This is a genomic window from Xanthomarina sp. F2636L (assembly GCF_026410195.1).
In the GTDB taxonomy this organism is placed as follows: Bacteria; Bacteroidota; Bacteroidia; order Flavobacteriales; family Flavobacteriaceae; genus Xanthomarina.
In genome coordinates this window covers 458,112-471,988 of record NZ_JAPMLM010000069.1, presented here as the reverse complement: position 1 = coordinate 471,988, position 13,877 = coordinate 458,112, and the positions used below count along the sequence as shown (strand labels likewise).

15 protein-coding genes are annotated in these 13,877 nt (G+C 32.7%); 13 read left to right on the top strand and 2 right to left on the bottom strand.

The window, feature by feature from the left end:
* The first annotated feature begins 15 nt into the window (after positions 1 to 15).
* The 13 genes from OS191_RS13275 to aqpZ all read left to right on the top strand — a co-directional run bounded on the left by OS191_RS13275 (position 16) and on the right by aqpZ (position 12,463).
* Positions 16 to 1,044 carry a rod shape-determining protein gene (locus tag OS191_RS13275; protein WP_267156199.1) on the top strand — a complete coding sequence of 343 codons (1,029 nt, stop codon included), beginning with the start codon at positions 16 to 18 and terminating at the stop codon, positions 1,042 to 1,044.
* A gap of 9 nt (positions 1,045 to 1,053) precedes the next feature.
* On the top strand, positions 1,054 to 1,875 hold the full coding sequence (gene mreC, locus OS191_RS13270; RefSeq protein ID WP_267156198.1) for a rod shape-determining protein MreC: 822 nt from the start codon (positions 1,054 to 1,056) through the stop codon (positions 1,873 to 1,875).
* Positions 1,868 to 2,371 (top strand): rod shape-determining protein MreD, encoded by a 504-nt coding sequence (locus tag OS191_RS13265; RefSeq protein WP_267156197.1) that lies wholly within the window; start codon positions 1,868 to 1,870, stop codon positions 2,369 to 2,371. The genes mreC and OS191_RS13265 overlap by 8 nt, the downstream gene beginning before the upstream one ends.
* The gene (gene mrdA / locus OS191_RS13260; protein ID WP_267156196.1) at positions 2,371 to 4,230 is read left to right on the top strand and encodes a penicillin-binding protein 2; all 1,860 of its coding nucleotides are present in this window, start codon (positions 2,371 to 2,373) and stop codon (positions 4,228 to 4,230) included. The genes OS191_RS13265 and mrdA overlap by 1 nt, the downstream gene beginning before the upstream one ends.
* Positions 4,230 to 5,507: a rod shape-determining protein RodA gene (rodA, locus tag OS191_RS13255; protein ID WP_267156195.1), complete on the top strand. Its 1,278-nt coding sequence runs from the start codon at positions 4,230 to 4,232 to the stop codon at positions 5,505 to 5,507. The genes mrdA and rodA overlap by 1 nt, the downstream gene beginning before the upstream one ends.
* A 122-nt stretch (positions 5,508 to 5,629) precedes the next feature.
* The gene (locus tag OS191_RS13250; RefSeq protein ID WP_267156194.1) at positions 5,630 to 5,797 is read left to right on the top strand and encodes a hypothetical protein; all 168 of its coding nucleotides are present in this window, start codon (positions 5,630 to 5,632) and stop codon (positions 5,795 to 5,797) included.
* Between the two features lie 284 nt (positions 5,798 to 6,081).
* Positions 6,082 to 6,657, top strand: a complete 576-nt coding sequence (locus tag OS191_RS13245; RefSeq protein WP_267156193.1) for a DUF4136 domain-containing protein — start codon at positions 6,082 to 6,084, stop codon at positions 6,655 to 6,657.
* Between the two features lie 98 nt (positions 6,658 to 6,755).
* Entirely contained in the window at positions 6,756 to 7,481 is a 726-nt protein-coding gene (locus OS191_RS13240) for a DUF2092 domain-containing protein (protein ID WP_267156192.1), read from the top strand.
* A gap of 21 nt (positions 7,482 to 7,502) precedes the next feature.
* Positions 7,503 to 8,576, top strand: a complete 1,074-nt coding sequence (locus tag OS191_RS13235) for a DUF6515 family protein (RefSeq protein WP_267156191.1) — start codon at positions 7,503 to 7,505, stop codon at positions 8,574 to 8,576.
* A gap of 158 nt (positions 8,577 to 8,734) precedes the next feature.
* Complete coding sequence (locus OS191_RS13230) at positions 8,735 to 9,529, top strand: neuromedin U (RefSeq protein WP_267156190.1); 795 nt, start codon at positions 8,735 to 8,737, stop codon at positions 9,527 to 9,529.
* A gap of 238 nt (positions 9,530 to 9,767) precedes the next feature.
* Positions 9,768 to 10,817 carry an HAD family hydrolase gene (locus tag OS191_RS13225; RefSeq protein WP_267156189.1) on the top strand — a complete coding sequence of 350 codons (1,050 nt, stop codon included), beginning with the start codon at positions 9,768 to 9,770 and terminating at the stop codon, positions 10,815 to 10,817.
* Between the two features lie 38 nt (positions 10,818 to 10,855).
* A complete protein-coding gene (locus tag OS191_RS13220) occupies positions 10,856 to 11,656 on the top strand; it encodes a DUF2490 domain-containing protein (protein WP_267156188.1) in 801 nt (266 codons plus the stop codon).
* Between the two features lie 105 nt (positions 11,657 to 11,761).
* Positions 11,762 to 12,463, top strand: coding sequence for an aquaporin Z (gene aqpZ, locus OS191_RS13215; RefSeq protein ID WP_267156187.1), 702 nt, complete (start codon positions 11,762 to 11,764; stop codon positions 12,461 to 12,463).
* A 46-nt stretch (positions 12,464 to 12,509) separates the two neighbouring features.
* Here aqpZ and gldC read toward each other — a convergent pair whose 3' ends face one another.
* Both gldC and gldB read right to left on the bottom strand, forming a co-directional pair.
* Positions 12,510 to 12,842, bottom strand: a complete 333-nt coding sequence (gldC, locus tag OS191_RS13210) for a gliding motility protein GldC (protein WP_267156186.1) — start codon at positions 12,840 to 12,842, stop codon at positions 12,510 to 12,512.
* Complete coding sequence (gene gldB / locus OS191_RS13205; RefSeq protein ID WP_267156185.1) at positions 12,843 to 13,805, bottom strand: gliding motility lipoprotein GldB; 963 nt, start codon at positions 13,803 to 13,805, stop codon at positions 12,843 to 12,845.
* Positions 13,806 to 13,877 lie beyond the last annotated feature (72 nt).

The following is a 13,877-nucleotide window of genomic DNA, read 5'->3' as shown; positions in this document are numbered from 1 at the left end:
AAACGACTAAAACGCATGGGATTTTTTGACTTCCTAACCGAGGAAATAGCGATAGATTTAGGTACTGCTAACACACTTATTATTCATAACGACAAAGTGGTTGTGGATAGCCCTTCTATTGTTGCCAGAGATAGAATTTCTGGAAAAATAATTGCCGTTGGTAAGGAAGCCAGCATGATGCAAGGAAAAACGCATGAAAACATAAAAACCATTAGACCATTGAAAGATGGTGTAATTGCAGATTTTGATGCCAGTGAGCAAATGATAAGTATGTTTATTAAAAATATTCCTGCATTAAAAAAGAAATTCTTTACTCCAGCTTTACGTATGGTTATTTGTATTCCATCTGGAATTACAGAAGTAGAAATGCGAGCTGTAAAGGAAAGTGCCGAACGTGTTAATGGAAAAGAAGTTTATTTAATTCATGAACCAATGGCAGCTGCTATTGGTATTGGCGTAGACATTATGCAACCTAAAGGAAACATGATTGTTGATATAGGTGGAGGAACTACTGAAATTGCAGTTTTAGCTTTAGGAGGAATTGTTTGCGATAAATCTGTTAAAATTGCGGGCGATGTTTTTACAAACGATATTATCTATTATATGCGTACACAACATAACTTATATGTTGGAGAACGCACTGCCGAAAAAATAAAAATTCAAATTGGAGCTGCTACAGAAGATTTAGAACTTCCTCCAGAGGATATGAGCGTTCAAGGACGTGATTTATTAACGGGAAAACCTAAACAAGTGCAAATTTCTTATAGAGAGATTGCTAAAGCTTTAGATAAATCTATTTTACGTATAGAAGATGCCGTTATGGAAACCTTATCCCAGACACCTCCAGAATTGGCTGCAGACATTTACAACACAGGTATTTATTTAGCCGGTGGTGGATCGATGCTTAGAGGATTGGATAAACGTTTATCGCAAAAAACAGATTTACCTGTTTATATTGCCGAAGATCCATTACGAGCAGTAGTTCGTGGTACAGGAATTACCCTTAAAAACTTACCTAAATACAAAAGTGTGTTGATAAAATAGCCCTAGCAAATGCAGCAAATAATAAACTTCATCATAAGAAACAAATCGTTTTTGTTATACTTATTGTTGTTTTCAATTGCTTTTGTTTTTACTATTCAATCGCATTCGTATCATAAAAGCAAATTTATAAATTCAGCAAATTTTTTGTCTGGAGGGATTTACAATTCTGTAAATAATGTAAGTGAATACATTCATCTAAGAACTCAAAATGAGCTTCTTCAAGAAGAAAACAACCATTTAAAATCAATTTTATACAATCAAAAAGACACTATAAACAAAACCTTTACAGATACGACTTATTCAGGAGTTTCTTATAATTTTACACCTGCCATTGTTATAAAAAACAGCTATTCTTTAAACAATAATATCTTGTTACTAAACAAAGGAAAAAGAGATAGTATTCAACAAGATTTTGGTGTTGTATCTCCTAAAGGCTTGGTGGGTATTGTTGACAATACCAGTAAAAAATATGCTACAGTTATTTCAGTTTTAAATACAAGCAGTAGAATAAGTGCGCAATTAAAAAAATCTAACCATTTTGGTTCTTTAGTTTGGAATGGGAAGTCGCCTTATTTAGTTCAATTAACCGAGATCCCTAAAATTGCTCCCTTAACTGCTGGAGATACTATTATTACTTCTGGACGTTCTTCTATATTTCCTAAGAACATTCCAATTGGAACTATAGATAGTTTCAATTTAGATGCTTCAGAAAACTATTATATTATTAATGTGCGTTTGTTTAACGACATGACAAGTTTAGAGCATGTTTATATTATTGAAAACAAAGATGCTAATGAAATAAATGCATTAATTAATAACATCAATGAATAGTCTAATTTTTACTCATACCTTTCGTTTTATCATCCTTGCTTTATTGCAAGTGCTAGTATTGAGTCATATCAATTTTTTAGGCTATATCAACCCATACTTATACATTATATTCATCTTATTATATCCTCTGAAAAACAACAGGATTGTTTTTATTCTATTAAGTTTTTTATTGGGTTTAACTATCGACATGTTTTTAGACTCGGGAGGTGTTCATGCAGCAGCATCTGTTACAATTGCATTTATTAGACCAGTTGTTTTAAAGTTTACTTTTGGTGCTGTTTACGACCACCAAACCATGAAGTTTAGCAATGTGGAATTTGGTTCAAAACTTACTTATATAGTCATCTTAACACTAATTCATCACTTTATTTTATTTTCATTAGAAATTTTTAACTTTTATAAAATAATTTTAATACTCCAAAACACGTTATTCTCCAGTATATTCACTATTATATTATGTGTATTGACAACCATTATATTTAGCAGGAGAAATTAATGAGACAATTATTACTTTTTATTACCATCATCTTAGTAGGCATTACCTTTATTGCTAGGCTGTTTTATTTACAGGTTTATAATTCTGAAGAACACAGTTTATACGATGATAATGCTATTAGAAAAGTTTACGATTATCCTAAACGAGGTTTTGTTTACGACAGAAATGGAAAACTTCTGGTTTCTAATCAACCTTCTTATGATGTGATGGTGATTCCCCGTGAAGTAAAACCTTTAGACACACTGGAGTTTTGTTCACTTCTAAAAATTGACATCGAACAATTTAAAAAAATCTATAAAAGAGCATATCATTATTCCCCAAGATTACCATCTGTATTTGTTCCACAATTATCTAAAGAAGATTACGCAGCACTACAGGAAAAAATGAGAAAATATGAAGGCTTTTATATCCAGAAGCGCTCATTAAGAGATTACCAAACATCTATTGGCGCCAACGTTTTAGGTTATATAGCCGAAGCTACTCCTTACCAAATAGAAAATGACCCTTATTACAACATGGGAGATCTTATTGGAAAGCAAGGGATTGAATTATCTTACGAAGAAGAACTTAGAGGTGTTAAAGGTATAAAATTTATTCAAAAAGATAGATTTAATAAAAATATTGGTCCTTATAAAGATGGCGTTTTCGACACACTTCCTAAACAAGGAAGAGATATTACCATTTCTATTGATGCAGGACTTCAAAAATATGGCGAAAGACTGATGCAGATGAAACATGGTGGGATTGTAGCCATTGAACCAAGTTCAGGAGAGATTTTGGCTCTAATATCTGCACCAACTTACGATCCAAATTTATTGGTTGGCAGACAACGTTCCAGAAATTTCACCAAACTTTATAACGACACCATAAACCGCCCCTTAGTAGATAGAGGTTTGTTACGTATGCACGAACCTGGATCACCTTTTAAAGTATTTGTTTCTTTGGTTGCCTTACAAGAGAATGCCATAACACCTCAAACCAGCATATATTGCACTGGAGCATACCATTATGGAGGCAGAAAACCTATGGGATGTCATTGTGGTGGTGGTAATCGAGATTTAGTTTTAGGGATTGCCAAATCCTGTAACTCCTATTTTGCAGATGCTTTTAGAAAAAGTATTAATATGTATCCAGATGCTAGTAATTCTATGGATATATGGAGCAACCACATAAAAAGTTTCGGATTTGGAGATTTCTTAGGCTACGACCTAGCTATTGGAAAAAAAGGAAACATCCCAAATGGTGCTTACTATGACAAATGGTATCCAGATTTTAGATGGGGAGCTACAACCATTCTTTCAAACTCTATCGGACAAGGAGAAGTTTTAGTTACTCCTATCCAATTGGCAAATGCTACTGCTGCCATTGCTAATAAAGGGTTTTATTACACACCACATATTATAAAACAAATTGATGGAGAGCCTATAGACGAAAAATACACAACAAAACATCAAACCACCATAGATCAAAAACATTTCGATCCTATTATTCAAGGCTTGCATGATGTATATAACAATGGTACAGCATGGTTTCTTAAAGTTCCAGATATAGAAATATGTGGGAAAACTGGAACTTCAGAAAATTTTACCATTATAGATGGGAAAAGAACTCAATTAACAGACCATTCCATATTTATTGCCTTTGCTCCAAAAGACGATCCTCAAATTGCTTTAGCTGTATTTGTTGAAAATGGTTATTATGGCGCTCGTTGGGCAGGAAGAATTGCCAGTTTAATGATAGAAAAGTATTTAAAAGGCGAGGTTACTTTAAAACAAATGGAAAAAATGGTTTTAGAGAAAAGCTTAGAAGAAGAATACTTAAAACCTTATTCAGGGAAACCATTTACGATTAATAGATAATGTACAGAGAGACCAACAGACATTTTAAATTCGACTGGATAACCATCATCATTTTCTTACTTCTAGTAGGTTTTGGTTGGTTAAACATTTTATCTGCGTCTCATGTTGGAGAAACTGTAGATTACTTTAATTTTACGCAACCATACGGAAAACAACTTATATTCATCTTTCTTACCATAGCGTTAATAATTCTTATACTTTCTATAGAATCCAAATTTTACGAGCGCTTTTCTAGTGTCATTTTTATCATTTCAATGTTATCTATGGTTGGACTGTTTGCCTTTGGAAAAAGTGTTAATGGCGCAACAGCTTGGTATGGAATTGGAGGTATGACTATACAACCTAGTGAATTTGCTAAAGCAGCCACAGCCTTAGCTGTTTCCAAGTATTTAAGCGACTTACATACCGATTTAAGACATTTTAAAGATCAAATTAAAGCTTTTATTATTATAACCATTCCAGCACTTTTAATATTACTACAAAACGATACTGGAAGTGCGGTTGTATATGCATCATTCTTTTTTGTCTTTTACAGAGAAGGGCTCCCTAAAATATATTTAACTATCGGATTATTACTTATTCTTATTTCGGTAGGCTCATTAAAACTAGGAGATATAACCACTGGTGTAATTGTCACTATAATTATTTTAGTTTATCACTTTACAAGACGAAAAAAACCTGCCATTCTAAAAACTGTATTTGCCATTTTAGCCTGTCTTATTCTAAGTTTTGGAGTTGAATTTTTATATGATAACATCTTACAAGCACATCAAAAAGATAGAATTAGTTTATGGTTAAGACTAGAATCCGATCCTGGCAAAATTGCTGAATTGCGTCGAGATATTTTATACAATCTCTACGAGTCTGAAAAAGCCATAAGCTCAGGAGGCCTCACAGGAAAAGGTTTTTTACAAGGCACTAGAACCACCGGAAAATTTGTTCCAGAACAACATACAGATTATATTTTTAGTACCGTTGGCGAAGAATGGGGCTTTGCAGGAACGTCCTTTGTGGTAATACTTTTTGTTCTTTTATTATTACGAATCTTGCATTTAGCCGAATTACAAAAATCGCAATTTAGTAGGGTGTTTGGGTATAGTGTTGCTTCTATTTTATTCTTTCACTTTATGATAAACATTGGGATGGTTATGGGTTTAATTCCTACCATTGGTATTCCTCTTCCATTTTTTAGCTATGGCGGTTCTGGACTTTGGGGCTTTACTATTCTGCTCTTTATCTTTATCAAGCTGGATTCTAATAGAATTAATGAGTGGTAATATCCAAAAACTTCAATCAGATCTTATAAAGAAACAATATATTCCTCTAAACCAACCGCTGTCTTAATATCTAGTTTTTTTCTTAGTCTATTACGTTTCTTTTTAAGTCCGTCCTTCGAGATATGCAAAACAGAACACAAATTATTAGGAGATATATTAATTTTTTAAAAGGCACAAAACCTAATGTCGATTTTATTATAAACAGCGAACCACAATATTCTATCTATGTAGAAGGTGTACAACCTGTTTTTCAAGTTCTGAATGGCATTCATTTACTGTTTATGAAGTAAAATTGTATGTATTCAAAGAACTGTTACTCTCAAAAACAGTTCTTTTTGTTTCCTAAATTTACTTTAATCTAAAATGAAACATAATTTAAAAACCCTTCTAATAATAAAAGCTCAAAATGGTCAGAATTTGTTTTAACTATATTAATGCCTAAGTCTTACAATATGTGCGTATTACTTAACTACATAAAAAACGCAAAATAATTACTAATTTAAATTTCATTATTTCGTACTTTTAATGGGTAATTTATTCTAAACAACATAGATTACCATAAAAAAACATGATTATGAAAACACTATTTAAAACACTATGTATCTTATTTGCTTCCGTTATTTTTACTAGTAATGCATATGCGCAAGTTAATAGCGATTATGATAAAACTATAGATTTCTCAAAATACAAAACGGTAAGTTTTGGAGGCTGGGAAAAAGAAAGCGACAAAGTATTAAACGATTTCGACAAGAAAAGAATTACAGATGCCTTAACCAGCGAATTTAAATCAAGAGGCTTCAATCTTGTGGAAGCTGATGGAGATGCTACCATTACACTATATTTAGTAATTAAAACAAAATCTAATCTTACTGCATATACAAATTTTAATGGTGGTATGGGCTATGCAGGTCGTTGGGGGTATGGCAGGGGTTTTTATGGTGGCATGGGTAACGCTAGTACCTCAGTTTCTGAAACTAATTATAGAGTTGGCACACTTGTTATTGACATGTATGATACTGCAGAAAAGAAACTAATCTGGCAAGGTGATATGACTACCGATGTTCAGGAGAAAGCTGAAAAGAGAGACAAGACGATTCCTAAAAAGGTGAGTAAATTAATGAAGAAATTCCCTGTTAAACCTAAGAAATAATATTTAAAATTTTAGTACACCCTTTAAAACTAGTTGATAACGTTTTATAATATTTATAAAGACTTAAAACCTGCAATCGACTTACTGAAAAATAAATTATGAAAAACACTGTATCAATATTTATCTTTATATTATTCTCGCTTATTGGACATTCACAACAATCCAATACAATAGATTCTACGGCTATTTATATTTTAGATCAAATGGCAGATAATATAGGGGATTTACAATCTGTAACTTTCAATTTAAGTAATTCTGTCGACGAATTTGATGATCAAAATCGAATTATTACACAATTTTCAAAAAGCACTATTAACCTTTCTGGCCCTAATAAATTATTAATTAGAACTGAAGGAACAAAGGGAAAAATAGGCTATTGGTATGATGGAACCTATGTTACCTATTATTCATTTGATGAAAACAATTATGTCACACTTGAAGCTCCTGAAACAACCATTGAAATGATTGACTCCATGCACTTAAATTATAATTTTCAATTTCCAGCTGCCGATTTCTTTTACCCGAGTCTAACAGACGATATAATAGAACAATTTGACACTATTTCATATATTGGTAAAAGAATTGTTCATGGAGAAGAATGTTATCATATTATAGCATCAAATGAAAAACTAAGTGTACAAATGTGGATATCAAATGAAACATTTTTGTTACCTAAACACTTCATTATAATCTATAAGGATAAATCGAATGTCCAATATGAGTCTACTTTCAGTAATTGGTATATAAATCCAATCATTCCAGAGTCGACTTTTTCTTTTATTGCCCCTCCCTCAGCAAGATTGATTAGCATCTTGAAAAAATAATAACAACATTAAAACAAAATTATGTCAATATATTTTTCAAATTTAAAATTTAAGGCGGGTATTTTATTCGTGTTTTTAGCATTTGTAATGCCTACAGAAGAATTACAAGCCCAAAGAATGGGGCACTCAGTATCTAGAGGTGGTGGACATACCATGTCAAGAGGTGGTGGACATACCATGTCAAGACCTGCTAGCAGACCAACAAGTAGACCTACTACTTCGAATAGAACTCCTTCTCGATCTATAAATGGAGGACATACAAAGTCTAATAACCGAAATTTCTCAAAGCCTTCGCATACGACTAGTAGGCCTGCAAATAATAGAGCAACAACTAGTAATGCTAAAAGTAAAGTAGCAAATAAAAAAGGGGCAAATAGCGCTCCAAAGCTAAATACGAACTCAAGAAATCATAAAACGTCTAACATTAAAACAAATGACATTAAAAGAGGTGATAGAACTAGAGGGGATGGAAACAACATTAATAGAGGAAATATCAACATTGATAATAGCAGAAACATAAACATTAATCGTGGTAATACATATGTCAGACCGAGTCCAGTTCATTATTCTAGACCTCCATATCGCTATGGTGGTTATGGTTATTACTGTCATAGACCATACTATTACCACCCGTATAAACCTTTTTATTGGGGTCCATATTACCACCCTTGGGGATATTTTGTAACCTCTCTAGCAACAACAGCCATTATTGTTAGTATTACGAACGACATTGACGACGACGATGACGAATACCACTATGAAAACGGTAATTACTACTTAAAAACTGAAGATGGTTTTGTTGCAGTTCAAGCTCCAGTAGGTGCTGAAGTCTCCGAAATACCTGATGAAGCTGAAAAAGTTGAAGTAAATAATACCACTAATTATTATTATGGGGGTGCTTTTTATGAGCAAAACAAAGACGGTTATATGGTTGTTCCTGCTACTGCTGGAACTATAGTGCCTAACCTACCTGAAGGTGGAGAAGAAATTAAAATAGGTGAAGTAACCTATGTGCAGTTTGGAGAAACGTACTATCAACCAATTCAAGTAGATGGTAAAGACATGTACGAAATTGTTGAAGTTAAAAAAGAGTAAAATATTATTTACACAACATTAGTAAAAAGCAGCAAATCAACACCTTGCTGCTTTTTCTTTTTTGTACTAGTCAGCAAATTAAAGTATCTTTATAAGTCATCTAAATAATTTTATTAAAAAAAATAAGAACATGTTATTAATCTTTAAAAAACCGTCACATGAAAACACAAATACTATTTGGACTTGTTATAATGTTTATTACAACCCTTAGCGCTCAAGAAAACAGAACTAGTGCAGATCCTGAAGATGGTCATGGTCTGGAAGACATGATTCAAAATCCCATTGCTAATATGGTGAGTATTCCTATTAACTACAACTTATCTATCAGCGACAAAAATTCAAATATTGTCAACTTTCAGCCTGTTCTTCCTATACAATTATCAAAAAAATGGCTGTTAGTTACCAGAACTATTATTCCTTTTATAAATGTTCCATCACAATCCGGTTACACAAACGGCGTAGGAAACGTTACTTTTCTTGGAGCTATTACTCCTGCAAATAAAGGCAGCTTTACTTGGGGTGCTGGTCCTGCAATTATGCTCCCAACTGGAATTAAAGGTCTAGGTTATGAAAAATTCTCTATTGGACCTTCTGTTGTTGCTTTAAAACAAAACAATGGTTTTACTTATGGCTTATTGTTACAGAACTTCTTTTCGGTTGCTGGTCCTAGCGATGTTGGAGATGTTAATTATTTGTACACACAAGTTATTTTATCTAAAAAACTCAACAAGGGTTGGTATGTTTATTCCAGTCCGAATATTACAGCAGACTGGAATGCTGCTAGTGACAAACAATGGACCATTCCATTAGGAGCTGGAGCTGGAAAACTGATAACGCATAACAGATACCTTCCAATAAATGTAAAAGCAGGCCTTTTTAAATATGTGGCACACCCAACAGATGCAGATTGGCTAATTCAAGCACAAGCTACTTTTATTTTGAAATCTAAATAATAAAGTTCAATTATTATCAGGAAAGGATTGTCCTCTTCACCAAACTCATTTAAAACAAGTTAATTTTTTATGTAAAACTTATTAATACAAGAAAGTCGATGGGTTTTAGTGTCCCATCGGCTATTTTAGTCTAAATATTGGAATTGTCTTAATAAAAATACTTTTGTAGCTTAAATAAATTAACCTACTTTTAATAGATAAACATCGTTATACACTAACAAATTTTTATTCTTACTTTATGAAAAACTTATTCCTTTTATGTATTAGCTTCTTGCTTTTTACAGGTTGTTTAAAATCCCCAGAAAGCCAACAGGTTGAAATAGTTTCAGACTCCTTAATAGTAGCCATGGACCCACTTCCATCTTGGAACGACAAAACAGCTAAAAAGGCTATTATTAATTATGTTACCGACATTACTAATAAAGAAGGTGTAAATTTTATCCCCATTGAAGACCGAATAGCCACATTTGATAACGATGGCACTTTATGGTCTGAACAACCTATTTATTTTCAATTAGCTTTTGCTATAGATCGCGTAAAAGCTTTGGCTCCTGAGCATCCAGAGTGGGAAACCAAACAACCCTTTAAAGCTGTTATAGAAAATGATATGAAATCTTTAGTAGCTTCTGGCGAAAAAGGACTCATGGAACTGCTTATGGTATCTCATGCTGGAATGACTACGGATGACTTTGAAAAAATTGTAAAGGAATGGATTAAAACGGCTAAACATCCTCGTTTTGATAAGGCTTATAATGAGTTGGTTTTTCAACCCATGCTAGAGCTATTAGATTATTTAAGGTTTAACGAGTTTAAAACTTACATAGTTTCAGGTGGTGGCATTGAGTTTATGAGACCTTGGGTAGAAGAAGCTTATGGCATCCCTAAAGACCAAGTAGTAGGCAGTAGTATTGCTTCAGAATTCGATTATAATGAAGGTAATCCAGTAATAAAACGTTTGGCTAAAATAAATTTCATTGATGATGGCAATGGAAAACCTATAGGTATCCATAGATTTATTGGAAGAAAACCTGTGTTTGCTGCTGGAAATTCTGATGGCGACTTGCAAATGTTACAGTGGACAGACTCTAATACTTATAAATCTTTTCAATTATTTGTGCACCATACAGATGCCGACAGAGAATGGGCGTACGACAGAGGTTCCTCTATGGGTGAATTAAATATAGGGCTAGACGAAGCTAAAGCAAAAAAGTGGACACTTGTTGATATGAAAAAAGACTGGAAAGTAATCTATACGTTTCAATTAGATGCTATATATAAAGAAGATTAACTAAGAAATTATATAGCTATCTAATATATCTTATTAGAATGAAACACTTTTTTTTCTTGCTTTTATGCCTATTCCTTTCTGTACTCCAAGTAAAGGCTCAAGACAGTATACCTGATCAAGAGATTAAAGTAAATCAACAGTTGTGGTTAGATTATAATTTTTTAAATTTAATCGATAGCACAAAAGTTTTAGCAACAGAGATAGGATATAGAAAAATAACTCCAAAAGTTTTTAATAGATTTCTTGTACATTCCACTTTAAACATACCTCATGAAAAAAGCCTTGACTTTTTAAATCTTAAGAAACCAATTATTGAGTCGTTCCAATTAGGAGCAGGGATTTATTATACGCATAACTACAACACAGATGATAACTTAGAATTTAGGTTAGCACAAGGATTTAAATTTCTTATTCCAACTTTAAGAGGCGTTAGTATTTCAAATTATATCCGTTTAGAAGAACGTTTTCAAAATACATTTAATAACTCTGGTTGGACTACTGGTTACCGCTTTAGGTATAGAATTTCAACTGAAATTAATTGGAAAAAACATCTTACAAAATTTACAGATGGAATTTATATTCCTCTAAGTCTTGAAATGTTCTTTAATTTAAAAAAATCAGACCGCTACAACGATCTAATAAGGATCTCACCAGGAATTGGATACAGGCTTAAAAACGAATGGAGATTTGAGGTATACCTTATATTTAATGAAACCAAAAATAGTACTGAAACTAATAAAAGTTCTAGCGATTTTATTTTGAGAATTAGAGTCTATAAAGGAAAACTATCTAACCCTTCTAAAGAAGTTCAATTAGAACAACTGCCCGAATCAAATTAAATATTTAATAATTGCATAAATGGTGTAAGAATTTAAAAACATTTACTTGTATATTTCTCATATTTAACTAAATATCAAAATTTTACTAACTAAACATGAAAAAACATGAAAAAACTTTTAGCTGAATTTATTGGAACTTTCTGGCTTGTGCTTGGAGGTTGTGGAGCTGCTGTAATTGCTTCTGGCGTAGAGAACGTAGGAATCGGCCTGGCAGGTGTAGCACTTGCATTTGGTTTAACCGTATTAACTGGAGCATATGCTCTTGGGCACATTTCAGGGGGTCATTTTAATCCGGCAGTATCTGTTGGCCTATGGATGGGTGGACGTTTTGATGCAAGGGATTTACCTGGTTATATAATCGCTCAGGTATTAGGAGGAATTTTAGGCGCGGCAATACTATATTTAATTATTAGTAGTTCAACTGATTTTACAGGATTTTCAGGACCAGGTGCATTTGCAAGCAATTTTTACGATGCCAATGTATATGGCGTTAACTATGGCTTAGTAGGAGCACTAGTAACAGAAATAGTGATGACCTTTATGTTCTTAATAGTTATTCTTGGAGCAACTCATAAAAATGCGTCTCCTGGTTTTGGCGGTATAGCTATAGGATTAGCTCTAACGCTAATTCATTTAATTAGTATTCCAGTAACAAACACATCTGTAAATCCTGCCAGAAGTACAAGTCAGGCTTTATTTGTAGGAGGTGAAGCTTTGGGACAACTTTGGATGTTTTGGGTGGCACCAATAGTAGGAGCTATACTTGCCGGATTGGTATATAAATTTATGGCTCCAAATAAGAACTAATTAATAAAAAATTGAATAAAAAAAGGCACAAAATATGTGCCTTTTTTTATTTTCTAAGTTCTAGTTTCTCCGCAAAATAATCACAAAAATCTTTCATAGTCGCAGTCATTTTATCATCTTGAGTAGCCCTATTAAACGTATCGCTCATCGCCACCAAGGTTTGATGAAAAAACAACTTCATTTCATCTACGGGCATATCTTTAGTCCACAAATCAATTCTTAAGGTTTCTTGCTCTTTACTATCCCAAACAGATAATAACATAGCTTTTGCCTCTTCATTCTTTATACCACCATCTTCGGCTGTCCAGTTTAATTTTTCAGGAACTCTATTCTCGTCTAGCTCAACAGTTAATTGAATTTTAGATGTTGTATTTGCCATTTATTTTTTTGGTTTAAAATTGGAATTATTAAATATATCTAATGGTTCTTTTTGCAACATATCTTTTAAAGATACATCATTATGCTTCATATAAGCTTTTACTATTTGCCAACCCATATAACGTCCTATTTGACCTGGAGACTCAGAATCTATCTCTTCTAAATAAAACTTTGAAAAAGGAGCTGGATTTATAAATCTATTAGGAAGTTTAGAGTCTGTACTAAACAACAGTTCTTTTTCAACAAAAAACCTCCATACTTCAGTTTCATTGGCTATTGTCCAATCCAATTGATTTTGGGTATAACCTATTTTTTCGGCGTCTGTTTTAAAAGGAATAACCACATCTTTAAAATACAGTTGCTTTCCATAATAAATCATTTCATCCAACAAGGTTTTTAATTCTAACTGATATATATACTTATCTGCATACTCCGAGGCCATATCGACCACAATTTGGTCTTTATTGAAGTTCTGCCTTATATACTTTTGATTGCCTAGATAAAACTCATGATCACTCCCTAAATAGGTGTCTAATGAAATTAAAACAATGGTATCTGTTACTATTACTTTATTTCTGTAATCTACATTTGAAGTCGTTGTGATAACTCTAGGTGTACGAAATTCAGCAAAATAAAAGGCAAGGTGTTGAAACAACTGCTTAATTTCTTGCTTTTCTTGTTGTAATGTTGGAAAAACACGTTCAGTTTCTTCGGATAATTGTTGTTGAATGGTGTCTTTTACTTTAGCTATCCAAAAGGAATCTGGATACTTTTCAGAAAACATAAAAGGATAGGCTTTCTTTGTTTCAGCTAAATTACTTGCTGTAGTTTTACCAAAAGCTTTATCGAATCTTTCAATAATAAAATCTATAGGTATTTCAGCTATTTCTTTCTCAATTTTATTATCTTTCTTACAAGCAGAAACAGATATTAGCATTAATAATAGCAGACTAAAATTCTTCATACAAAACAAAAAGGGTCTTAATTTTTATTAATAATGGGTTTCAATTACTTTTGCCATGCAAAGGTAAGGTTC

Bases quoted from the DNA above. Each gene is read 5' to 3' on its own strand.
- OS191_RS13235 (WP_267156191.1), top strand. From the start codon at position 7,503: ATGTCAATATATTTTTCAAATTTAAAATTTAAGGCGGGTATTTTATTC.
- OS191_RS13220 (WP_267156188.1), top strand. From the start codon at position 10,856: ATGAAACACTTTTTTTTCTTGCTTTTATGCCTATTCCTTTCTGTACTC.
- OS191_RS13240 (WP_267156192.1), top strand. From the start codon at position 6,756: ATGAAAAACACTGTATCAATATTTATCTTTATATTATTCTCGCTTATT.
- gldC (WP_267156186.1), bottom strand. From the start codon at position 12,842: ATGGCAAATACAACATCTAAAATTCAATTAACTGTTGAGCTAGACGAG.
- mrdA (WP_267156196.1), top strand. From the start codon at position 2,371: ATGAGACAATTATTACTTTTTATTACCATCATCTTAGTAGGCATTACC.
- OS191_RS13245 (WP_267156193.1), top strand. From the start codon at position 6,082: ATGAAAACACTATTTAAAACACTATGTATCTTATTTGCTTCCGTTATT.
- OS191_RS13230 (WP_267156190.1), top strand. From the start codon at position 8,735: ATGAAAACACAAATACTATTTGGACTTGTTATAATGTTTATTACAACC.
- OS191_RS13225 (WP_267156189.1), top strand. From the start codon at position 9,768: ATGAAAAACTTATTCCTTTTATGTATTAGCTTCTTGCTTTTTACAGGT.
- rodA (WP_267156195.1), top strand. From the start codon at position 4,230: ATGTACAGAGAGACCAACAGACATTTTAAATTCGACTGGATAACCATC.
- gldB (WP_267156185.1), bottom strand. From the start codon at position 13,805: ATGAAGAATTTTAGTCTGCTATTATTAATGCTAATATCTGTTTCTGCT.
- OS191_RS13275 (WP_267156199.1), top strand. From the start codon at position 16: ATGGGATTTTTTGACTTCCTAACCGAGGAAATAGCGATAGATTTAGGT.
- aqpZ (WP_267156187.1), top strand. From the start codon at position 11,762: ATGAAAAAACTTTTAGCTGAATTTATTGGAACTTTCTGGCTTGTGCTT.
- OS191_RS13265 (WP_267156197.1), top strand. From the start codon at position 1,868: ATGAATAGTCTAATTTTTACTCATACCTTTCGTTTTATCATCCTTGCT.
- mreC (WP_267156198.1), top strand. From the start codon at position 1,054: ATGCAGCAAATAATAAACTTCATCATAAGAAACAAATCGTTTTTGTTA.
- OS191_RS13250 (WP_267156194.1), top strand. From the start codon at position 5,630: ATGCAAAACAGAACACAAATTATTAGGAGATATATTAATTTTTTAAAA.